The organism is Mesorhizobium maamorense, assembly GCF_044998965.1.
Taxonomy (GTDB): Bacteria; Pseudomonadota; Alphaproteobacteria; order Rhizobiales; family Rhizobiaceae; genus Mesorhizobium.
This window is the reverse complement of sequence record NZ_CP173356.1, coordinates 3,388,020-3,409,273: the sequence shown is the minus strand read 5'-3', so window position 1 is coordinate 3,409,273 and position 21,254 is coordinate 3,388,020. Positions and strand designations below refer to the sequence as shown.

Annotated in this window: 19 protein-coding genes; 5 read left to right on the top strand and 14 right to left on the bottom strand. The window is 59.7% G+C overall.

Translation table 11 applies throughout. From position 1 onward, the window contains the following. Positions 1-538: 538 nt before the first annotated feature. The 11 genes from ACIU1A_RS17280 to ACIU1A_RS17230 all read right to left on the bottom strand — a co-directional run bounded on the left by ACIU1A_RS17280 (position 539) and on the right by ACIU1A_RS17230 (position 12,615). Positions 539-1,477, bottom strand: coding sequence for a helix-turn-helix domain-containing protein (locus ACIU1A_RS17280; RefSeq protein WP_404924761.1), 939 nt, complete (start codon positions 1,475-1,477; stop codon positions 539-541). A 110-nt stretch (positions 1,478-1,587) separates the two neighbouring features. Then, positions 1,588-1,788, bottom strand: a complete 201-nt coding sequence (locus ACIU1A_RS17275) for a hypothetical protein (RefSeq protein ID WP_140499417.1) — start codon at positions 1,786-1,788, stop codon at positions 1,588-1,590. 12 nt (positions 1,789-1,800) lie between these two features. Next, the gene (locus ACIU1A_RS17270; protein WP_404924760.1) at positions 1,801-2,559 is read right to left on the bottom strand and encodes an MgtC/SapB family protein; all 759 of its coding nucleotides are present in this window, start codon (positions 2,557-2,559) and stop codon (positions 1,801-1,803) included. A gap of 38 nt (positions 2,560-2,597) precedes the next feature. After that, the gene (locus ACIU1A_RS17265) at positions 2,598-3,419 is read right to left on the bottom strand and encodes an alpha/beta hydrolase (RefSeq protein WP_404927945.1); all 822 of its coding nucleotides are present in this window, start codon (positions 3,417-3,419) and stop codon (positions 2,598-2,600) included. 49 nt (positions 3,420-3,468) lie between these two features. Beyond that, positions 3,469-3,780 (bottom strand): hypothetical protein, encoded by a 312-nt coding sequence (locus ACIU1A_RS17260; RefSeq protein WP_404924759.1) that lies wholly within the window; start codon positions 3,778-3,780, stop codon positions 3,469-3,471. 18 nt (positions 3,781-3,798) lie between these two features. Next, complete coding sequence (locus tag ACIU1A_RS17255) at positions 3,799-4,533, bottom strand: META domain-containing protein (protein WP_404924758.1); 735 nt, start codon at positions 4,531-4,533, stop codon at positions 3,799-3,801. A gap of 211 nt (positions 4,534-4,744) precedes the next feature. After that, positions 4,745-7,906: an efflux RND transporter permease subunit gene (locus tag ACIU1A_RS17250; RefSeq protein WP_404924757.1), complete on the bottom strand. Its 3,162-nt coding sequence runs from the start codon at positions 7,904-7,906 to the stop codon at positions 4,745-4,747. Further along, positions 7,903-9,036, bottom strand: coding sequence for an efflux RND transporter periplasmic adaptor subunit (locus tag ACIU1A_RS17245; RefSeq protein WP_140672428.1), 1,134 nt, complete (start codon positions 9,034-9,036; stop codon positions 7,903-7,905). Before ACIU1A_RS17245 ends, ACIU1A_RS17250 begins: the two co-directional genes overlap by 4 nt. 15 nt (positions 9,037-9,051) lie before the next feature. Then, a complete protein-coding gene (locus tag ACIU1A_RS17240; RefSeq protein WP_140499407.1) occupies positions 9,052-9,633 on the bottom strand; it encodes an HdeD family acid-resistance protein in 582 nt (193 codons plus the stop codon). Between the two features lie 266 nt (positions 9,634-9,899). Continuing rightward, positions 9,900-11,342 (bottom strand): amidohydrolase family protein, encoded by a 1,443-nt coding sequence (locus ACIU1A_RS17235; protein WP_140584251.1) that lies wholly within the window; start codon positions 11,340-11,342, stop codon positions 9,900-9,902. A 79-nt stretch (positions 11,343-11,421) separates the two neighbouring features. Continuing rightward, positions 11,422-12,615 (bottom strand): succinylglutamate desuccinylase/aspartoacylase family protein, encoded by a 1,194-nt coding sequence (locus ACIU1A_RS17230; RefSeq protein WP_140898719.1) that lies wholly within the window; start codon positions 12,613-12,615, stop codon positions 11,422-11,424. A 469-nt stretch (positions 12,616-13,084) separates the two neighbouring features. Between ACIU1A_RS17230 and ACIU1A_RS17225 the strand changes: the two genes are divergently transcribed. Continuing rightward, positions 13,085-14,140 carry a helix-turn-helix domain-containing protein gene (locus ACIU1A_RS17225; RefSeq protein WP_140499403.1) on the top strand — a complete coding sequence of 352 codons (1,056 nt, stop codon included), beginning with the start codon at positions 13,085-13,087 and terminating at the stop codon, positions 14,138-14,140. On the opposite strand, the gene ACIU1A_RS17220 is transcribed toward ACIU1A_RS17225, so the two are convergent. Continuing rightward, entirely contained in the window at positions 14,137-15,567 is a 1,431-nt protein-coding gene (locus ACIU1A_RS17220; protein WP_404924756.1) for a basic amino acid/polyamine antiporter, read from the bottom strand. The genes ACIU1A_RS17225 and ACIU1A_RS17220 overlap by 4 nt on opposite strands. 265 nt (positions 15,568-15,832) lie before the next feature. On the opposite strand from ACIU1A_RS17220, the gene ACIU1A_RS17215 reads away from it, so the two are divergent. From ACIU1A_RS17215 to ACIU1A_RS17200, 4 genes are all read left to right on the top strand, one after another. Next, complete coding sequence (locus ACIU1A_RS17215) at positions 15,833-17,266, top strand: basic amino acid/polyamine antiporter (protein ID WP_404924755.1); 1,434 nt, start codon at positions 15,833-15,835, stop codon at positions 17,264-17,266. A gap of 18 nt (positions 17,267-17,284) precedes the next feature. Further along, positions 17,285-18,529, top strand: a complete 1,245-nt coding sequence (arcA, locus tag ACIU1A_RS17210; RefSeq protein WP_140499398.1) for an arginine deiminase — start codon at positions 17,285-17,287, stop codon at positions 18,527-18,529. 199 nt (positions 18,530-18,728) lie between these two features. Further along, positions 18,729-19,043, top strand: a complete 315-nt coding sequence (locus tag ACIU1A_RS17205) for a YMGG-like glycine zipper-containing protein (protein WP_348640490.1) — start codon at positions 18,729-18,731, stop codon at positions 19,041-19,043. Positions 19,044-19,190: 147 nt separating this feature from the next. Then, positions 19,191-20,219 carry an AI-2E family transporter gene (locus tag ACIU1A_RS17200; protein WP_404927944.1) on the top strand — a complete coding sequence of 343 codons (1,029 nt, stop codon included), beginning with the start codon at positions 19,191-19,193 and terminating at the stop codon, positions 20,217-20,219. 31 nt (positions 20,220-20,250) lie between these two features. Here ACIU1A_RS17200 and ACIU1A_RS17195 read toward each other — a convergent pair whose 3' ends face one another. Continuing rightward, positions 20,251-20,493, bottom strand: a complete 243-nt coding sequence (locus ACIU1A_RS17195; RefSeq protein ID WP_404924754.1) for a hypothetical protein — start codon at positions 20,491-20,493, stop codon at positions 20,251-20,253. Positions 20,494-20,679: 186 nt separating this feature from the next. After that, the gene (locus ACIU1A_RS17190; RefSeq protein WP_140499392.1) at positions 20,680-21,201 is read right to left on the bottom strand and encodes a DUF1269 domain-containing protein; all 522 of its coding nucleotides are present in this window, start codon (positions 21,199-21,201) and stop codon (positions 20,680-20,682) included. Positions 21,202-21,254: the final 53 nt, after the last annotated feature.

The following is a 21,254-nucleotide window of genomic DNA, read 5'->3' as shown; positions in this document are numbered from 1 at the left end:
ATGATTGATTTTGAGGCAAGCTTAAGCCGGAGATGCTCCCCTAGAGTGGGCTAGGAATCCCAAACGTAGACAATGCGTTTATTTCTCGTGGAAGCTGGGACAGCGTTTTTCGCATCGTATTTACCCTTGCGACCATGGCCATTCTCGTCGCCGCCGAGCGCGCCATGTGGAGTGACCTTGCATTTCTCTTGCTTGCGACCAACCGGTCGGAAAGTTTGTTGCGGCCCCACTGAGGTCGCGCCATCAGAATCTCCTGACGGCCGACCAATTTCTATCCACTTTCCGACGGAGTGCCTGAAAGCTCTCGGATTGGGGTGGTTCAGTAGGCAAATAGGCCGAATGCGGGCTGCACATAGCTGTGATGAGGCCCTACGCGTAGGTGTGTCCTTGGCTTTAGGATTCGCCGACCGCGGGGGATCCGGCATTTCTGCCGACTGCCTCCGTCCAACAGGAGTCGACGCTCCACCGTCTTCCCATCCTGATCAAAATGCCTGGGGCTCGCGTTAACCAGCCTCGGACCGGCAGGTTGAGCATCCCATCAGTCTGGTGCTGCGTGTCTCCAGAAGCGCCGACGCGCCTCGCTGGGGGAGCATCCGAAGATTGACGTATAGGCTCCAGCGAAACGGCCCAGGTGCCAGAAACCAAAGCTCATGGCGATGTCGGTGATCGAGAGGCGATCGCCCTGCGTCAGGATAAGGCCGTGCGCGGCCCGAAGCCGCCGCTCCCGCTCGTAAGCTCGTGGGCTGACTCCCAGACGTTCCTGAAAGGCGCGCTCCAACATTCGCTCGCCAATGCCCAGTACCTCGCAAACTGCACTGACGGAAACAGGGCTATGAGGCTTTGCCTCCAGAATGGCCAGGGTGGCATCTACGATATCGCGCCGATCGCTGGAGCCGAGGGCGCGGGGGGATGGTTGCTCCGTAAGGGAAAGCACCCGCGCGAGCGCGGCGCCCGCTTCGCTCGCCGCAACGGCCAGGCCGGCACTTAGGTCATAGCCACGCTGTGCTGCAGCTTCCGCGAACCCGACGGTTCGCAACAGCCTCTGCTGAAGCTCCAGCTCGGCTCCTGCCGTGAGGCGTTGCTCATGTATCCCTGGCATCAGCGCGGTCCTCTGGCCCAGGTGGGAGGCTGATGCCGTGCGCAGAGACTCGAGCGCGGACCCACGCAGACCGATCCGCATGAGGCGATAGCTTCCTGGCATCTCCAGCTTGAATTCTGTTCCCGGGCCGATGATCCGCAACTGCGGTACTTCACTCCGTTGTCCGTTGAAGGTCGTGCCTTCGCCCCAGAGGAACACCGCCGTCAACGCATCGTCATTGATCGCCCCGGACATGGCGATGCCACCCTTGTCCCGCAAATCGAGGACGAACGCGTCGCCATAGTCTATCGTTGCAAGGCTCGATGCATGGCGCTGCTCGCCAATCTGCTGGATATGGAATTCCGCGTCGGGATCGGACTCGCGGGTGCGCGCGACCACGGAATTATACTGGCGGGCGTACCAGTTAGGAGCCTCCAACAACGAGGGCCTCTCCAAGTCTTTTGTCCGGACTGGAGTTGGACGCGATCGCTTTCGTCCAACTCGATAAGTCAAGCAACCGAGTCCGGCTTGTTTCTGCGGGCGATCTTTATAATCAGAAGAATGATTCCGATAGCAAAGAGAAGACAGCCAACCATGATGCTCGATGGAGAGCCATAGCGATAGCCCGATGCAAAAATGAGAAAGCCTATGAGCAAGAGGCCGATAGCTATCAATTTGTTTGCCAACAAGGCCTTGGTGTTTCCTTCCATTGTAGCAGCTCCTTAAAATTTGACGTTTCGAGGTGGTGTCGAGGGTCTTTCTGGCTTTCGCTCTATTCGGTCTTTTTCTTCCGGCTCCCAGGAAGCCGACTGAACATTCGAGTCGAGCGCGAGGTGAGCGACGACGCGTTCGACTGATTGCGCATCATCACGGTTGCTGAACAACGTTGCTTCTATTCTCATGGCGTCGCCCTCATTGATGGGATGGCTGTTAAGGGAGCGTAGGCGGAGGAGGTTTGTATTGATGGTCTGAAGCAGAATCGATCTGAGCAAATAAACATTATCTTGTGAGCATACGATCTCTACGGTGTACGTGTATTCGACGGCAGGTTGTTCCTGAGAGTGCCTTCGAAAGAATCTTGAGAAATTAGGAAGAAGCGAATTGAGTATAATAATGAGCATTGCGGTTTCCGCGGCCAGCAGCAGAAAGCCAAAGCCTACGAAGACCCCGACAGAGCCAGTGCTCCAGATCGTCGCGGACGTACTCAACCCTCTTATGTTGGAACCGTCCCTGATGATCAGGCCGGCGCCAAGGAAGCCAATGCCCGTTACGACCTGAGCCCCCATTCTAAGATCGAGACCTGAGCCAAGAGCGCCCGGCAGCGAGGAGTATGCCGCCGCGCCCAGTGCGACCAGCGCGTGCGTCACAAGTCCTGTATATTGTTGCCGGTACTGGCGTTCCGCACCGATCAGCGCGCCGAGCAGCAACGCAAGCACGAGCTTCAGCAGGATTGATTGAGTTATCGCGACTTCAGCTTCCAAATGTTCATTCCGTCTGATTCAAAATGCAGGGGCTTTCATCACATGGCGCCGATCTCGGACGCCGGCTGCTGGGACACGGATTGCCGGGATGCCGACCGCTTCAGGATTGTGAGCGGCAGATGGAGAACGAGGGAGGCGTTATCGAAGATGATCTGCCGGGTCTCTTCGGCTTTGTCTTCGACCGGCATATCTTCGTTCACGATGAGACGGCGCAGCAGGGGCCCGGACCTCAACAGCTTCATCAGTGTTTCCGACGTTGCAAAGCCGCTGTGGCCGCCGCCGTCCACGTCGGAAATGTCGATAACCTGAATGTCCTTTTTCTGAAGGAGCGGGATATCGAAGCCACTGCCGACTCGTGGCTGGCCACCTGCAATGCGCCGCGACAGGCTCAAGGCGCGATCTCGCCGAGAGACAACGATCGTGAAGGGGTGCGGCAGTTGGGGTATGTCCCTGACTTGGCTGCTGAAGACATCTGGATCGATATCGGGCGCGGCAAGCAAGACGCCGCGGATTCTTGAGGTAACCGCCGCCTTACCTTGCAATACAAGGGTGCGAAGCGCCTCCATTACGACATACGCGCCCATGGAATGGCCGACGATGAAAACACCGCTAGCGTTCGATCGAGCTGCGATTTCGATCGTTTCGGCCAAGCCGTCCCGCGCCTGGAGAGCGCTATCGCGATCGAAAAGATAGGCGCCGATAGATCCCGCCGACGCCCAGGAGAAATGAACCGGAACCGAGGAGATGCGGTAGTCGTGGACGACTTGGGCATTACGAAACAGGCCTTCGGCAAAATTGTTGTTGTAGCCGTGCACGAAGATAAACACCTCGCGCTCCGAAGGCGGACGCTTCGCCAGCATCCCGTTCAACCGACCTGCGAAGGATGCTCTGTTCTCGAAGCGGACAAGATCACGAGCGGAAAAAATGGCGCTTCGGATCGGGTGATGTCGATGACGTCTCGACGACGCCCGGCCGGTGTGTGGCCGGCACGACGACAGTCAACTGCGAAAAGCTCAATATCGGGGAACGATCCCGCGAATAGGGCGGTTCGGAGATAGGCGATCTTGTGCGCGTGGTGGCGATCAGGAAGGAAATGGCCGACATTTCGTTGCTAATTTGTACAGGCGAGGCAAGGCCCGTCACGGCTCTTGGACCGGCGCAGCTTTGCACCAGCAATGCCAGCGAGATAACCAACACAAATCGTCCTGCGGGGTTCTGCATGCTGCTGGCCGCGCCGGCTTATCTTCGTAAACTCACCAGCGTTTGGCTATCCTTGTCCAACAGTTGCACTCGTCCTGTCTGTGGGGCTTCAAAGCGACGGACGGACCCGAGTGCCTCCAGAAGATTGCGCTCTTGATCCATGAGGGGCTGATCGCAGATCATCCTGGACGAGCCGGTTTCCGAGATCGTCAGCGCTTCTCCGGTCAAGGCGAAGCCGCCAAAGAACCGATTGCACGAGCCATTCCCATGGATGCGTCCATCTGGCTCGAAGGCAAGGGCGGGTTTCGAATCGGAGACCGTGGTTTCTTCTCGAATTTCGTCCACGAGCCAATCTCCGTGAAGGAGGTCGCCCGGCTCTCCGGCGCAGCCCCCAAATTTCCGGTCGCCAAGGATGACGGTCGCGGTTTGGGGGTATGGCATTCCGCTCATGGTATCGACGCATATTTTGGCAGCGATGGTCAGCGCGAGTTGCCGGCCGTCGACCGTCGCCAGATAGGTGTCGGCGTCGCCTTGCCTTGTGGGGCGCGGAGCCGGCTGAACTGTGAAGGTCTCGCCCCCTAAGGCATTAAAGCTGAGCGCGGTGTCCGAGATCCTAATTTGCCAACCGGGTTCGTTGCCGCGTGCAGCCAACGAGGCAGCCTCCGCATTGCTCGTTGCGGTGGCGTACAGCGACAACACCGCGAGCGAAGCGGCCAACGGCAAGGATGAGCAGGACTCTGGACTCACGGTTGCAGCCTCCAGACGATGCGTCACTGAACTCGAAGGCCGCCCGGAAACCGGCCTCTGGGGGCAACTTCGCCAAATATTGCGCCGAATGTACTTGCATCCGGCCGTCAGTCCATCGCCGCGGTTCGGAGAACGAGTCCATTCGGCGAAGAAATGGACGCAAAGCCAAGAATTGAGATTCCAAGAACATAAATGGTTGCCGCGGGCCATCTCGACCGCCCTTTGGCGAGAACGAACCTCAATGTGATGGTTCGATCGCGTCGAGGCGTTCCGTACGATCTCCCGGACGCCGGGACGACAGATACTCGGTTGCTTTCTGGACGACAAAATAGACGGAGGGGATGATCAACAGGCCAATCGTCGTAGCCGCGGCCATGCCCCCGAAAATTGTGACGCCAACAGCCCGCCGCGCGCCCGCGCCGGCGCCAGTCGACACGACAAGAGGAATGATCCCGAGGATGAAGGAAACCGCGGTCATCATGACGGCCCGGAAGCGCTGCTCGGCCCCGATCCGCGCCGCCTCCATTATGCTTAGTCCCTCATCGCGCCGCTCCTTGGCGAATTCCACGATCAGGATGGCATTCTTCGCCGCCAGTCCGATCAGCAGCACGATGGCGATCTGCACGTAGAGGCTGTTCTGCAACCCGAAGACCTTCAATGCCGCTATGGCGCCGAAGAGAGCCGCTCCGAGCGAAAGGATGACGATCAACGGAAGCGACCAGCTCTCGTATTGGGCGACAAGGAAGAGATAGGCAAAGAGGAACGCCAGCGCAAAGACCAGCCCCTCCTGGCCACTGCCGCGGCGCTCTTGAAACGACAGGCCTGACCACTCGAAGCCATAGCCATTCGGCAACAGCTGGGCCACTGTCTTCTCCATCGCGTCCATGGCGCCGCCGCTGCTGCTTCCAGGTGCGGTAATGGCGTTTATGGGAGCGGCGACCGAGAGATTGTAACGCTGGATGGCGAATGGCGACAGGATCGTCGTCAACGACGCCAGATTGTTCAAGGGCACCATGGTGCCGTTCCGGCTACGCACATGCAGGTTCAAGATGTCTTCCGCATGGGCACGGAAATCGGCATCGGCCTGCAGATTGACCTGGAACACGCGGCCATTGAGCGTAAAATCATTTACGTAGCGCGATCCGAAGGCCGCGCCGATGGTGGAATAGACGTCCGACACGCTTACCCCAAGCGCTTCGGCGCGCGTCCTGTCGACATCGACATAGACCTGCGGGACATTGGCGCTGAAGGTGGTGGCGGCGCCGCCGAGCTCCGGCAGGTGATTGAAGGTACCGAGTAGGGCGCCGACGACCTGCGCGATCTCCTGCGGCGGTTGCCCTTCAAGCGCTTGCAGGCGAAAGTCCAGGCCACCGACCGAGCCGATGCCGGCAATCGCCGGCGGAGCAAAGACGGCGACGTTCGCGCCCGGGATTTGGGAGAACTTCATCCGCAGCGCCTGCAGGATGCCGGCTAGCTGCAGTTCGCTGGACGTGCGCTCGTCCCAGGGCTTCAGCGCCGCGACTGCCATTGCGCCGCTCGGCGAACTCGTCGACTGAAGGATGCTGAACCCCGCAACCGTGATGACGTCTTGCACGCCTCCGGTGTCGGTCAGAATCTTGCGCACGTCCTCCACGATGGCTTTCGTGCGGTCGAGCGAAGCGGCATTGGGCAACTGGATGTCGACGAACAGCGCGCCTTGGTCCTCGTCGGGCAGGAAAGTCGACGGTAGCCCGGTGAAGATCAGATAGGCGGCGGCAAAACAGGCAAGCAATCCCGCCACCGGCACGTACCAATGCCGCACCAGAAACCCGACGAGGCGTCCATAGCCGTCGCGCGTCTTGTTCATGAATGCCGTGAACCAGGCCAGCGGGCCACGCTTGAAATGGCCCATATCGCGCCGCAAAAGCAGTGCGGCCAGCGCCGGGCTTAGGGTCAATCCGACAAAGGAGGAAATCACCAGCGCCGAAGACAGCGTCACGGCGAACTGCCGGTAGAGCTGGCCGCCTATGCCGCCGAGAAACGCAGTCGGCGTCACCACGGCAAGCAGCACCAAGGTCGTGGAAATGATCGGCCCGGTGATCTGGTGCATCGCCTTGCGCGTGGCGTCGGCGACCGCGATGTCAGGGGTATCCTCCAGCACATGCTTGACGTTCTCGACGACAAGGATGGCATCGTCCACCACCAGGCCGATCGCCAGCACCAGCGCCAAAAGAGAAATCATGTTCAGCGAATAGCCGGCGGCAAACAGCACCGCCAAGGCGCCGAGCATGGAAACCGGGATGGCAAGCGCCGAGATGAACATGGCGCGCCAATCCTGCAGGAAGACGTAGGTGACTGCGAGAACGATCAGGAACGCCTCAAGCAGGGTTCTGGCCGTTAGCGAGATGCTGGCATTCACGAAGCGGGTCGCATCGTAGACGATGTGATACTGCATGCCTTTGGGAAAACGTGACGAGAGGCGCTCCAGTTCGGCGCGGACCGACGCCGCGGTCTGGATGGCGTTGGCGCCGGGCGACTGGTTGATCTGCATCATCGCCGAGGCGTGTCCGGCAAAGCTGGCGCTCGAAGCATAGCTTAGTGCGCCAAGCTCGAGCCGCGCGATGTCGCGCAGGTAGACCTTGGCCCCCGCCGAGCCCGTGCGCACGACGATGTCCCCGAATTCCTCGACGCTTCTCAGCCGCCCCTGCGCGACCAGAGTGTATTGCAGCTCCGAGCCCTGCGCCTGCGGGGGCGCGCCGGCCTGTCCGAGCGTCGCCTGGATGTTTTGCCGCTGGATGGCGGCCGAGACATCGTCGGGCGTCAGGCCAAGCGCATCCATGCGCTGCGGGTTGAGCCACACCCTCATCGAGTATTCCGAAGCTCCGGCGACCGAAGCCTCGCCGACGCCCCGCACACGCGATATCGTGTCGGCGACGGTTGTGGTGATGAAATTCGTGATCGCCAGCGCATCGAGGCTGTCGTCCGACGAATAGAAAGCGATGCCGAGGATAAAATCCGGCGAGCGGGCACGCACGGAGACACCTTGCTGCGCGACCGCCGCCGGCAGGCGCGAGATCGCCAGCTGAGCGCGGTTCTGCACGTTGATCTGCGCTGTCTCGGGATCGGTTCCGACCTCAAAGGTCACCGATAGCGTGTATTGGCCGGCATTGGAGCTGGTGGACGACATGTACATCATGTGATCCACGCCATTGATGGCCGTCTCCAGCGGGCCGCCCACCACGTCGGCGATGACTTCCGCGCTTGCTCCCGGATAGGAGGCCGACACCGTCACCGTTGGAGGGGTGATCTGCGGATACTGCTGTATGGGAAGAGAAAACACCGCGATCCCGCCGGCGATCGAAATGATGATCGAGACGACGATCGCGAGCCGGGTGCGGCTGATGAAGAGGTCCGAGATCATGGCGTATCCTCCGCTTCGCGGGGGTTGACCTGCTGACCATCGGAAACGCGTTGCAGGCCCTCGACGACGATCGTTTCGCCGCCTTCCAATCCGCTCGTCGCCGCCCAGCGATTGTCGATGCGCGCACCGGTCGTGATCGCCTGCCTGGTCACGGTATTGTTGTCGTTGAGCACGAAGACGAACTTGCCCTGGCGGTCCTGAAGAACGGACGCCATCGGCACCATCGGCAATTTCCTGGCTTCTTCGTCGACGATTGTTAGCCGGACGAACTGGCCAGGCGCCAAAATGTGGTCGGGGTTGGGGAACAGCGCGCGGACAGCGACGGTACCGGTCTGCTGATTGACCTCGTTGTCGATGAACTGCACCCGCCCCGGCAAAGCAAATTGTGTGCCGTTGGCGAGAGACAGACTCAGGTGGAATTTGTTCGCATCGATCTTCTGGCCACCGGCAAGTTTCTGCCTGATGTCGACCAAAGTGCTGTCAGCGATCGAGAATGCGACGCGGATAGGATCGAGTTGTACGATGCGCGCCAATGATCCGGAGCCGGGCCCTACGAGATTACCGCGCGTCGCCAGGGAGCGGCCGATGGTGCCATTGATGGGAGACCTGATCTGAGCATAGGAAAGATTGAGTTCGGCCGTATTGAGGGCTGCATTGGCGCTTTGAACATCCGCCGCGGCGACATCGAATGCAGCCTGCGCGTCATCCAACGTGGCCTGAGAAATAGTCCTGCGGCTGAGCAGGTCCCTGGCGCGTGAGAGGCTTTGTCGCGCGGCGTTGCGGGTGGCTTCGGTCCTGGCCACCTGCGCCTGTGCGGACATTACCGCCGCCGACAGTTGATCCGGCTCGATTTCGAAAAGCAGATCGCCCTCCTTCACGTGCTGGCCTTCGGAGAACCTGATCTCCTTGAGCAGGCCGGACGCGCGCGCCTGAATGTCGACCGCATCGATCGCCTCGACCTGCGCGTTGTATGTCAGCGGCGCGTTTGCCGGACCGGACTGGACCTTCTGCACGACCACTGGCACCGTCGCCGCGGTCTGCGCACGTGCCGCTCCCGCGAAGCCGGCCACGCCGACTAGCAATGCGGCCGCCACGACCCTGGCTCGAAAGTCAAAATTGCTTTTCATCATCGTCGGATCCTGCTCTCAAGACAAAATCTTCGTCCTGCGCACGCTCAGCGCAATGACGAGATACGCCAGTCCAGCAATCATCATGGAAAATCCGGCCACCAAGCCAGTCGGCATCTCTCTGACGATCGGCCACTTCAGCAGTATGGAGAAAGCAGCGAATATGGCCACGATTCCGGAAACGGCGAACCAATACCAGCCGCCGACTTTCCTGACTTCAGCGGCGATGATCAATTGAAGAACACCGTGGACAAATAGTACAAACGCTATGAACAGTGATATTGCGGCCGATGCTTTGATAGGATTGAAGTAAATCATGATGCCACCGATGAGCTCGAAGAAGCCGGTCAGTTCCTGCCACACGAAGCCCACCCAACTTTTGATCCAGAGTGATTGGATGACCTTGATGACGCCGACTGCCATCAGGGCCACGGCGAACACGACGTTGGATGCGAAATTGGAAACGCTGGGAACTGCGACTGAAAACACGCCGCCCGCAAGCAGGAGGAGCCCAAAGAGCAGAAACCTGCGCCACTTGCCCTGCTCGATTTCGGCCCGTTCATATGGCGTTGCAGGTGGGTGATCCGATTTTTCTGGCATGTCCCCGTTCCATGCAGGTTCTAAATATCGATCTCGCACCCTGCGGGCAGAGAAGAGAGCCGAGAGCGCTCAATGGAAAGTATCAGGAAGAAGTCTGCCGGACGGAGCGTCAGGAGCCTGTCTGGTTGCCTCGCGGCGAGATTTCCCGATGACGACGACTGCCTAGTCGAGATTTTCTCGCGGCCTTGCTTCGTCAGGACCATGAGGCCGTGTCGGATTAACTGATTGCTGGGAAGTGAAGGCGGCATACGGTTTTCCGCTGACTCTCAAAGGGTGCTCTTGTGAAGCCGGCCGTCCTTCATGATGACGACGAAGTTCTTATGCGGATCCTCGATCAGCCGGATGTCGTCGAGCGGGTTGCCGTCCACGATCAGAAGGTCCGCGAAAGCTCCTTCTTCGATGACGCCGAGCTTGCCCGGATAAGGGTTGCGCAGATTGGAGAGTGCGAGCAGTTCGGCATTGCCGGAGGTGGCCATCTGCAGGACTTCGGCGTTCTTGTACCAGTTGGCCAAATGCGTGAGCATCATGCTCTGGCGCGGACCCAACGCAGGCGAGAACAGCACGTCGGAACCCCAGGCCGTCTTGATGCCATGCTTGCGAGCAAAGGCATATATCCTCGGCGTCCCTGAGAAAAGCTCCTGGGCGCGGTCGGCGCTAGGTCCCGTCAGCGGGCCGGTGTCCTCCGCCGTCAGGAAGGGCTGGGTGCTTAGCCATGTGCCCTTCTCGGCGATCATCGCCGCCGTGTCCTCGTCCATCAGATGCGCGTGCTCGATCGACTGCACCCCAGCTGCCAGCGCGCGTCGTATCGCGCGAGACGTATAGGCGTGCACGGTAACGTAGGTGCTCCAATCCTGTGCCACCTCGACGCCTGCCCGCAGCTCTTCTTCGCTGAAGGTGACGATGTCCAGCGGACTGCGGGGCGATGATACGCCACCGCCGCCCACCAACTTTATCTGTGACGCGCCTTGGAGAAGCTGCTCCCGGATCCGCATCTTCAGGTCGCCGATATCGTCGACGATGGCCGCTCCCCCCAGGAGTTCACCTTTGCTGAGCTTGCCGCCGTCGCGCGGAATCTCGCTTGGCAGGCGAAGATCGGCGTGGCCCCCGGAGGTCGTGATCATCGCGCCGGAGGGATAGATGCGCGGGCCAGGGATCAGCCCGGTGTCGATAGCCTGCTTGAAGGAGAAGGAGGGACCTCCCAGATCGCGTATGGTGGTGAAGCCGCGACTGAGCGTGCGATCCGCCTCGGCGGTGGACGCTGCGAAGATAATCCCCGGGTCGCCGTTAAGCAGGATGTTGACCGGGACCGCCGCGAAGATCGCATGCCAATGCGCGTCGATGAGCCCTGGCATGAGGACGCCATTGCGGCATTTGATGACGGTGGCGTCCTCCGGGGGAGGGGCGTTCGTCATATCGATTCCGGAAATCCTGCCGCCCTCCACCAGGATTTGCGCTCCGTCCTTCACCGTACCCGACTTGCCGTCGAATAGCCGGACTTCGCGAAACAGGATCTTGGAAGGGGGCGCGGCCGTCTGCGCGAAGGACGGCTTTGTCAGCACCCCGGCGATGGCGGCAGCCCCGAAACCGGAGAGAAAACTACGCCTGGAAAAGGCCTCCAGACGACGAGAGACTCGTTGAAGATCGGGATTGAGACAACCGCAACCAGAACTGTGAACGAGGTGACCGTACTTCGAGCCTAGCCGCAGCATGTCTTTTGCTTTCGGTTGAGCGACACTGACACCTGCCGGACGGCGCTTCGTGTCGCGGTTCTTGTCGTTTCAGGTCCCGTTACTCGACCAACACATCGCCGCCGACAGGATTGGCGCTGTCAAAGATGAGGAATACGATCGGAGTCCCCGACTCCGCTGTTGCATCGGTCCGCCTGGCGCCGACTTCGCCGCCGAGAGGCACGGAGTATTCCGCGACGATTTCCCCGAAGGTGTTCCTTTGGACTGCAACTTTCTGTCCGGGCCGAACGGTCTCATTGAGTTCGACCAACAATTCGATGAAACCGCCATGCGTCGCGGTGACGGGAAACATGCCGTCCGCGACGAAAACGCTCGAATCCTTGCTGGTTCTGCCGATAGGGCCTGAAATTATTCCGTGGTGCTTGATGACGTTCATCGTTCCTTCGACGAACAGGGCGATCATGTCGTGATCGAAGATCCGCGGCTTGCCGATCTCGGGCGTGAAGGCGGGAATGCCGGCATCGATGAGGGCATTGGCGAGAAGACCTCGCTCGCCAAAGTTGTCGAAAATCTGATCGACCGGATAGAGTTCCGCCATCGCCCGCACTTCGGGGAGATCCATGCGCGCAAGGTGGAACGCCGTCGCGTCCATGCCCGTGGCGGCTGTATGAAAATCGATCCCGTAGTCGAGGTTTGACCGCAGAAGCCGGTTGAATATCAGGCCGGCGTGGCGCGTCGGCGCGTCGGGAGCGTCCTCGTTGCCAGGGAACAACCGATTGATGTCGATCAGGTCGATCCCGCGCCCCGAATTCGGCCATCTCCGTTCCATGCCTTCCATTGCGGGGCGCGAAATGTCGAGTACCGCCATCACCGATCCCGACATCGCGGCCGGATCGAGCTCACGCATTACGGATTGCACGGTTTGAATGGGGCTCATTTCATCGCCATGCACGCCGCTCATCAGCCCCAGTCGTTTGCCTGGGGCTGCCCCCTTGGCGACCATCACCGAGACGTACCAGTGCTGGCCCGTCGGCATCTGTACGCCCTGGAAATAAAAGCTGTGCTTGCCTGGTTCCAGATCCGAGATGTCAAGCGAACTGATGACCTTCTTTCCGTCGATGACATCGCCGGTATAGACGGTCCCCGACGTCCCTGCGGGAGACGCGCTTGCAGGTGCCGAGCCCGTTTGCGCCTGCGCCGGCCCGGCCATGAGCGCAGCGGCAGCGCCGATCGTAGCGACCGATGCGATCATGAAGTCGCGACGTCCGAGGCCCTCGCTGGTTTCATGCGCCATGGCTGTGGTCCCTGTCGATGAGGATCATGCTGAAGATCTCGCGGTGACGCCTGCGAGGGCGGCTAGATCGTCCTTACCGATTCCCGTTGTGCGCGTGGTATCCGGGCATTAGTCCCACAAGACATTTCAGGGAGTACAGCCTCCAACAAGAAAAATGGACTGGTGGTCTATGATTGGGATGCCTTGCATACTGAGTTGAGAGCCCCCACAACCGGTCTGATAAGCCTCGGATATCACGCAGCCACCTCCACAACTTCCGGCGGATACAATTAAGCCCAGTTCGCGAATTCCCGGTGGATACCTCAAGTGGGCCAGATGGCATGTTAACGATTGATTAACATGCTTCTATGCTGGTAGTAGACAGGGTATTACATCCACCTTCAACATTGCTTGCCGGAGTTGTATATATTAGAATGAACTAATGTTCTTGCAATAACCCGTGTTGCACCAACAAAGACGGATAGTTGCTATGGATGCTATGGTTCATGCCGCCGGGCTATCTGGAGGAGCAGGTGCCGAGAAGTCCCTGCAATGCGCCGTCGACATCGATACCTCCACGGCACCACCTGCTAAGCAATTCGACCTGTTTCGAACCTGGTATCAAGGCGTTGCCGACACTGAACTTATGCAAGAACGGAGCCATTCGTTTCCAGCACATGAAACAGTGTGGGATCTGGGAACGTTGGCTGTCATGTTCCTCGAATTGCCTGGCAGTGGCTACCGCTGTCGCTGGCGGCATTTGAAAAACCCTTCGGTGGACAATTGGTACTTGAGCCTGCCCTTGTCCAAGGGCAGGCTTCCTGGAAGTTGGCAGGTCGTGAGAACGACCCTGCAATCTTTTGCAGAGCCCTACGAATGCGTGATGGAGAACGACGCCCTCCTTGCCGTTTTCCTGCCACGCGACCTGCCTTTCATCCAATCGTCCAGGATTGAAATACGTGAGGAGTCGAAAAGACTCCTGGCAGACTACATGCTTCTGCTGCACCGTTCCTTTTCCGATCTGAGGGCCGTGGATGTGTCGCACATTGCCACTGCCACCACCAATCTGCTGGCTGCGTGCGTGTCCCCATCACATGACCGCATCACCGAGGCGAAGCGTGTGATCGACGCCGTGATCGCCGAGCGCGCTGCCAAAATCATTGCACAAAGTTTGAATGATCAGTCCTTGGCATCCGACAGGCTTTGCCGCGAACTCGGTGTGTCCCGCTCTCGCCTCTACCGGATATTCGAACCGGCCGGAGGTGTTTCGAATTATATTCGCCACAAACGCCTGCTCAAGACACGCGATATACTTTCCGACAGCTTGGATGGGCGCCCGATCTCCGCCATTGCCGGGGATTGGGGCTTCACGGATCCATCGGCGTATAGCCGGATGTTCAGGAAGGAATTCGGCATTACGCCAAAGGAGGCACGCGTGGAAGGCTGGCAAGGCGCCCAGGCCACGAGCTCGCAGCAGATCAGCCAGCCTGACAGCAGGGCGCACACGCTGAGTGGTCTTCTGCTGCGAAACAGCTTTGGGCCCTAGACTGCGATGGCGCCGGCAAGGATGCCGTAGATTGCCGCGACCGCGCCAAGTGCGGCGACGACGAACATCCCCATCTCGGCGGGAGTAAACACCCTCTGCCCCCGCTCCTTCCGAGCCATGACGAAGAGGATCGTGCCCGGTCCGTAGATGACGGCCGAGAGCAGCAGGTGCTTGGCGCTGGCGGCGTAGATGAGACCGGCCGTATAGATCAATGCTATCGCCGCCCTTGCGAAGTCGACACGCCGCGCTACGGGGTCGTTCTCGTAGCTCTCGCCGCCCCATGCGAGCTTGACCCCGTAAGCGGCGACAAGAAGATATGGGATGAGGATCATGGAACTGGTCAGCTCGAGAGCGAGCCTGAAGGCCTGTTGAGCAAAGAGCGTCAGGACCAGAAAAACCTGCACGACCGTATTGGTCAGCCAGAGCGCCCGCGACGGCACGCCATGCTTGTTTTTATACGCAAGAAAACGCGGCATTGTCTGATGATGTGATGCGGTGAACAGGATTTCAGCGGCCAGCAGCACCCAGGACAGATAGGCACCGGCAACGGAGATCAGCAGGCCGAAGCTGACGAACTTGGCGCCCCATGGCCCGACCACCGCTTCCAATACGCCGGCCATGGAGGGATTGCGCAGCGCTGTCAGTTCAGGACGAAGCATGATCCCGTAGGAGGGAATGGTGACCAGCACAAGCAGACAGAGCACGCCGATAAAACCAAGGAGCGTCGCGACCCCGACATCCCCGCGGTTGCGTGCGTAACGCGAATAGACGCTCGCGCCTTCGATTCCGACAAAGACGAATACGGTCACCAACATGGTCCCGCGAACCTGGCTCGCGATGCTGCCAACGCTGACTTCTTCCCCGCCCCAGAAATTGGCCGTGAAGACATCGGCGCTGAAGCCGTAGATAACGAAGATGATAAAGAGAAAGATCGGAATGATCTTGGCGTAAGTGACAATGGTGTTGATCGCCGCCGCTTCCTTGACGCCCCGCAGGATCAGCGAATGTACGATCCACAGAAGCATCGAGGAAATGACGATCGCCGTGATGGTATTGCCATCGCCGAACACAGGAAAGAAAAGCCCCAGCGTCGACTTTATCAGCACGAAATAGGAAACGTTGCCGAGAACGGCGGCAGACCAGTAACCGAGGGCCGAGAGGAAGCCGAGATAGTTGCCAAAGCCGGCCTTGGCATAGGCATACACGCCCGCATCGAGGTCCGGCTTGCGAACCGACAAGGTCTGGAAGACGAAGGCCAACATCAGCATTCCGACGCCAGCGATGGCCCAAGCGATCATGGCCCCGAACGGACCGGTCTCGCGACCAAAAGCCTGCGGCAAAGAGAAGATGCCCGCGCCGACCATCGAACCGACGACCATAGCCGTCAGCGTCCATATCGAGAATTTTTGCTGAACGGTCGAGTTCATTGAATTTGGATCAACAATTCCTTGGCGGACGGCGGTCCAGCGGCCTCATTGTTACGCCTGCAACCTATCTCGAATCTGGCGCCCACGTGATTGGCATAAAATCCCACTAGTATACCTGACGTCCAAAACCTTTGCCTTGGCTCGTTTAACCGGTTGCCGATATTCGCATTTACTGCTTCTGATCAGACATAACCTTGCTGGACCGAGACGTGTCGGCGAGGCGTCTGATCGCGAACTCTGGTTCGCGCAGCCAGGAGAGCGGTTTATGACTTCAAACGAAAATCAGAAGCTTTCGCTGTTTGCGCTGACCAGCATGGTTGTGGGATCGATGGTCGGCGCGGGCATCTTCAATCTGCCTGGCCGGTTCGCGACTGCGACAGGTCCGTTCGGCGCAATCATCGCCTGGGCAATTGCGGGAACCGGCATGTACATGCTGGCGCGGGTGTTCCAGGCGTTGGCCGAGAAGAGGCCAGACATCGACTCAGGCGTCTTCGCCTATGCCAAGGCCGGCTTCGGCAACTACATGGGCTTCCTGTCCGCCTTCGGCTACTGGCTCGGTAGTTGCCTGGGCAACGTCTTCTATTGGGTGCTCATCGGCTCGACGCTGGGGCGGTTCTTTCCCGGGATCTTTGGGGACGGCAGCAGCGCCATCGCCATCATCGTCTCGTTGATCGGCATCTGGGCTTTCCACTTCATGATCCTGCGCGGCGTCGAGCAGGCGACCTTCATCAATACTGTCGTGACGATTGCCAAGATCGTGCCGATCCTGGTCTTCATCCTGCTCCTGATCTTCTTCTTTCATTTCGGGCAGTTCCGCGAGAATTTCTTCGGCGGCTTGGACATGCCGCCGAAGTCCCTGATCGCCCAGGTGCGCGACACAATGCTGATCACGGTCTTCGTCTTCCTCGGCATCGAGGGCGCCAGCGTCTATTCCCGCTTTGCCAAGGAGCGTTCCGACGTCGGTACGGCGACGATTCTCGGTTTCGTCGGCGTCACAGGCCTGATGGTAGCGGTCACGCTGCTGCCCTACGCGGCTCTGCCGCAATCGGCTGTCGCCGGTGTCCAGCAGCCGTCGATGGCCGGCGTTCTCGAAGCGGTCGTCGGTCACTGGGGTGCGGTCTTCATCTCGATCGGCGTTCTGATCTCGGTGCTCGGCGCCTATCTCGCCTGGTCCCTAATCTGCGCCGAGGTGCTGTTCGCGGCGGCGAAGTCGGAGGACATGCCAAGGCTCTTCGCAGCGCAGAATGGCAACAAGGTTCCCGCTAACGCACTCTGGCTCACCAACATCGTCGTATCGCTCTTCGTGATTTCCACCTACTGGTCGCGGGACGCGTTCAACTTCATGCTCGACATGACGAGCGTCACCGCGTTGCTGCCCTACCTGCTCGTGGCTGGCTACGGCATCCTGCTCGCTCGTAGCGGCGTTGGCTATGAAAAGACGCCGGATCAGCGCGGCCGCGACCAGATCTTCGCCTGGATCGCGGCGATTTACACGATCTTCATGTTCGTCGCCGCCGGGCTCAAATACGTGCTGCTTGTTGCCGTCCTCTTCGCGCCCGGAACTATCCTCTACGTCTGGGCGCGGCGCGAGCAGAAATTGCAGCTGTTCACGCTCGCCGAACTCTTCGTGTTCGCCGTCACGCTCATCGCTGGCCTGATCGGAGCCTACGGGCTGCTGACGGGCGCCATCGCACCTTGAACAGAAAGAAGGAAGGTCATGACAAACAATACTTCATTCGGCGTTCATTCAGAGGTTGGTCAGTTGCGCAAGGTCATGGTGTGCGCTCCCGGCCGCGCCCACCAGCGGCTGACACCCAGCAATTGTGACGCACTCCTCTTCGACGACGTGCTCTGGGTAGACAATGCCAAGCGCGATCATTTCGACTTCATGACCAAGATGCGCGACAGGGGCGTCGAGGTGGTCGAGATGCACAATCTGCTCGCCGAGACGGTCGCCATTCCGGAAGCCAAGAAGTGGATCCTCGACCAGCAGATCGTACCGAACCAGGTCGGCCTCGGCCTCATCGACGAGGTCCGCTCCTATCTCGACGGCCTCTCTAATCGCGACCTCGCTGAAACACTGATCGGCGGGCTGTCGACCTTCGAATTCCCGGAAAGCATCGGCGGCGAACAACTGGCGCTGATCCGTGACGCGGCCGGCGTCAACGAATATCTGCTGCCGCCTTTGCCCAACACGCTCTACACCCGGGACACCACCTGCTGGATCTATGGCGGCGTGACGCTGAACGCCCTTTATTGGCCTGCGCGCCACGAGGAGACCATCCTCACCACGTCGATATACAAGTTCCACCCGGACTTCGCCGGCAAGGTCAATGTCTGGTGGGGTGACCCGACCAGGGATTGGGGGCTTGCCACATTCGAGGGTGGGGACGTCATGCCTATCGGCAAGGGCAATGTGCTTATCGGCATGAGCGAGCGCACTTCGCGCCAGGCTATCAGCCAAGTGGCGGCGGCCCTGTTTGAGAAAGGAGCTGCCGAACGTGTGATCGTCGCCGCAATGCCTAAGCTGCGCGCGGCGATGCATCTCGACACGGTATTCACGTTTGCCGATCGCGACTGCGTGCTGATGTATCCGGACATCGTCAACGGCATTGACGCATTCTCCTATCGCCCTGACGGCAAGGGGGGCGTCGAACTCCACAAGGACAAAGGCAGTTTCATTGAGACGGTGCGTGACTCGCTTGGTCTCAAGAAGATGCGCGTCGTTGAAACCGGCGGCAACGACTACATGCGCGAGCGCACCCAGTGGGACAGCGGCGCCAACTTGGTTTGCGCCTCGCCTGGTGTCGTCTTTGCCTACGATCGCAACACGTACACAAATACGCTGCTGCGCAAGGAAGGCATAGAAGTCATCACTATCTCAGGCGCGGAGCTCGGCCGTGGCCGAGGCGGGGGTCATTGCATGACATGTCCCATCATTCGTGATGCGGTCGACTATTGATAGCAATCCGGCCAGGCTCGGTACAGGCGGCCGGTCGGCCCCCCAAATAGTCTGAAGGCCGTGCCTGTCGGACGGCCTCCAGCACATAAAGACCGTCTACCCCAGAATTGCTCATAGAGCGTTGGAGTCGCTCCCAATCCTTTAGGAACAATCGGCACATTGTTTGGACGGAATGCTCGTTGTTGGCGAGCGGATGTAAATGTACCCAGGAGATGAAATCATGAGAAGTATTATATTTGTTTCTGCTTTGGCTCTGATGGCTGCGGGTTGTACTGCTACGGAACAGCGAACAGCAGGCACGGCGCTGGCAGGAGCCGGAACGGGTGCGGTCATCGGCGGCCTTGCAAACGGCAGTCGAGGTGCCCTTGTAGGCGCGGCGGTCGGTGGCGGCACAGGGGCTGTGGTCGGCGCTGCCACGGCACCGCGCGCGCATCATCGCGAATGCTGGGTTCGTGATCGCTGGGGTCACACGGTTCGCGATCGTCAGGGTCGACCCATCACAAAACGGTGCTAGGCGCGATGCGTAAGATCAGCTTTATTCAGCACGAATCGAGCTGGTTAAGCGATATCGATGGACATTGGTCTGGGCGCTGAGCAAGCTTCCGGACCAATTTCGGAGTTGTCTGTAACGCCATCCAGCCGGCCGGGAACAGACCATACCATGGCAAAGCGAACGCTCTTTGCGCCTACGTATATTCTGGCGGTTATCGCCGTCGTATGGGCGCTGCAGGCCGCTGCCTCAATTTTCGCGCCAGTCGTGTGCGCTCTTTTCCTCATCGCGCTGGTGTGGCCATTGCAGCGCAACCTGCAGCGGCTTCTTCCAAAGCTGATCGCACTGGCGATAGTCGTCTGTGTCGTCGTCCTGGCATTCTTCGCCTTTGCATCGATCGCCAGTTGGGGTTTTGGCCGCATTGGCCGATCGGTCCTCGCCGACAGCGCCCGCTTTCAAGGACTCTATAGTCAACTCGCCGAGTGGTTGGAAGGGCACGGTGTCGTGATGGCCGGCGCCTGGGCCGAGCATTTCAATGTCGGCTGGTTCGTGCGGATAGCTCAGGGCGTGACCGCAAGGCTGAATACCGTGATCTCGTTCTGGATCGTTGTCGTCGTTTACGTGCTTCTGGGTCTTCTCGACGCTGAAGCGGCGGCTCGCAATGCTCGTGTAGCGCTGAGCGCCCAGGCGGCGGCCGCACTGATCAATGGCAGCAGTCAGACAGCATCGAAATGGCGACGTTACATGCTGGTTCGGACATTGATGAGCCTTGCGACCGGTTCGATGGTGTGCGCGCTTTCGGCGGCTTTCGGACTGCGGTTTGCCGCCGAGTGGGGCGTTATCGCCTTCACCTTGAACTATATTCCGTTTATCGGGCCGTTCGTCGCGACATTCTTGCCGACGCTTTACGCGCTCGCGCAGTTCGGATCGCCACAGGCCGCCGTCTCGATTTTTGCCGGCCTCAACATCATTCAGTTCGTCATCGGCAGCTACATAGAACCGCGGGTTGCCGGTTACGTGTTGGCGATGTCGCCTTTTGTGGTGCTGTTTTCGGTCTTCTTCTGGTCGTTTCTTTGGGGTGTGTTCGGCGCGTTCATAGGTGTGCCCATCACCATCGCGCTGGTTACTTTTTGCTCGCAATCGTCGGCGACCCTTTGGATCGCTCAGTTGCTTGGGTCCGCCGATCGGCGGAACGCGTGATTGCCGCCAGGAAATTCGATTGGCCGGGCCCCTAGCGACGTCCGGATCCCGCGCCCCGGACGAGGCCGATGATACAAACCGACAGGATGCCGCCAAGAAGGCCGGCAATGCCGACGCCAATCAGCACGCCGGGCGTGAGGGTGCCGACACCACGAGCGGTGGCATCGACAGCATTTTCGACGTTGCCGAGGAAGTTTGCCAAGGCGGGAATCCGACCGGCCAGCCCTGTCAGGGTCAGTCCTCCCAGGACGCCAGCCGCCGCGACGATTTCCAACCCAGCGCAGCCATGCGCCAAAACCAGGTCGTAGCGAAAGCTCCGCCCGCGCCGCAGATGGCTTCAATCAGAAGCAGGGCCGCTGTCTCAAGGCCGGACATGCTTGCATCGCCCACTTGCTATCCGGCCATCCATCGCCCTTGCCGACCAGCAGAATTCCGATTCCGGGATATTCCGTGACCGCGGTCAGGCGGTCGCGGCCGCGCCTTGGCCGGCCATCGCCGAAGCGCGTTGAAGCGCATCGCGCAGAACCTGCTCCTTCGTCTCATCCAGCGACGTCTTAAGCACCACACCGCCAAAGGCCTGGATCTCCTTGAGCACCTTGTCCGCTGTCATCTCGTGCGCGAGCACGAACAGGGCAGCGTCCCCAGGCTGGATGCTGGCTGACAGATCGCGCATGAACGCATCGTTGATACCCACGTCCGTCAAAGCGCCGCCAAGGGCTCCGGAGGTGGCGCCGACCGCAAGCCCGATCAGCGGATTCAGGAAGAGAACACCGATAAGCAAGCCCCAGAAGCTACCGGATACAGCGCCTGCCGCCGTCGTATTCACAAGTTGATTGAGCTTAATCGCACCCGCCTCGGTCTTCGTGGCAATAACCGCGTCGCCAAGTTTAATAACGTATTCCTTTTGAAGTCCTATGAGCCGTTGACGTACCTCTTCAGCCTTGGCCTCGTTTGGATAGACGATGACGATCAGATCGGACATGGGGCCTTCCTAGGCTAAGACTTTCCAAGGGCACGTAATACACATCCTAGAAG

Coding starts and splice junctions, on each gene's coding strand:
- ACIU1A_RS17250 (WP_404924757.1), bottom strand. CDS start 7,906: ATGATCTCGGACCTCTTCATCAGCCGCACCCGGCTCGCGATCGTCGTC.
- ACIU1A_RS17215 (WP_404924755.1), top strand. CDS start 15,833: ATGACTTCAAACGAAAATCAGAAGCTTTCGCTGTTTGCGCTGACCAGC.
- ACIU1A_RS17205 (WP_348640490.1), top strand. CDS start 18,729: ATGTACCCAGGAGATGAAATCATGAGAAGTATTATATTTGTTTCTGCT.
- ACIU1A_RS17275 (WP_140499417.1), bottom strand. CDS start 1,788: ATGGAAGGAAACACCAAGGCCTTGTTGGCAAACAAATTGATAGCTATC.
- ACIU1A_RS17235 (WP_140584251.1), bottom strand. CDS start 11,342: ATGCTGCGGCTAGGCTCGAAGTACGGTCACCTCGTTCACAGTTCTGGT.
- ACIU1A_RS17230 (WP_140898719.1), bottom strand. CDS start 12,615: ATGGCGCATGAAACCAGCGAGGGCCTCGGACGTCGCGACTTCATGATC.
- arcA (WP_140499398.1), top strand. CDS start 17,285: ATGACAAACAATACTTCATTCGGCGTTCATTCAGAGGTTGGTCAGTTG.
- ACIU1A_RS17245 (WP_140672428.1), bottom strand. CDS start 9,036: ATGATGAAAAGCAATTTTGACTTTCGAGCCAGGGTCGTGGCGGCCGCA.
- ACIU1A_RS17200 (WP_404927944.1), top strand. CDS start 19,191: ATGGCAAAGCGAACGCTCTTTGCGCCTACGTATATTCTGGCGGTTATC.
- ACIU1A_RS17220 (WP_404924756.1), bottom strand. CDS start 15,567: ATGAACTCGACCGTTCAGCAAAAATTCTCGATATGGACGCTGACGGCT.
- ACIU1A_RS17190 (WP_140499392.1), bottom strand. CDS start 21,201: ATGTCCGATCTGATCGTCATCGTCTATCCAAACGAGGCCAAGGCTGAA.
- ACIU1A_RS17260 (WP_404924759.1), bottom strand. CDS start 3,780: ATGCAGAACCCCGCAGGACGATTTGTGTTGGTTATCTCGCTGGCATTG.
- ACIU1A_RS17240 (WP_140499407.1), bottom strand. CDS start 9,633: ATGCCAGAAAAATCGGATCACCCACCTGCAACGCCATATGAACGGGCC.
- ACIU1A_RS17225 (WP_140499403.1), top strand. CDS start 13,085: ATGGATGCTATGGTTCATGCCGCCGGGCTATCTGGAGGAGCAGGTGCC.
- ACIU1A_RS17265 (WP_404927945.1), bottom strand. CDS start 3,419: ATGCTGGCGAAGCGTCCGCCTTCGGAGCGCGAGGTGTTTATCTTCGTG.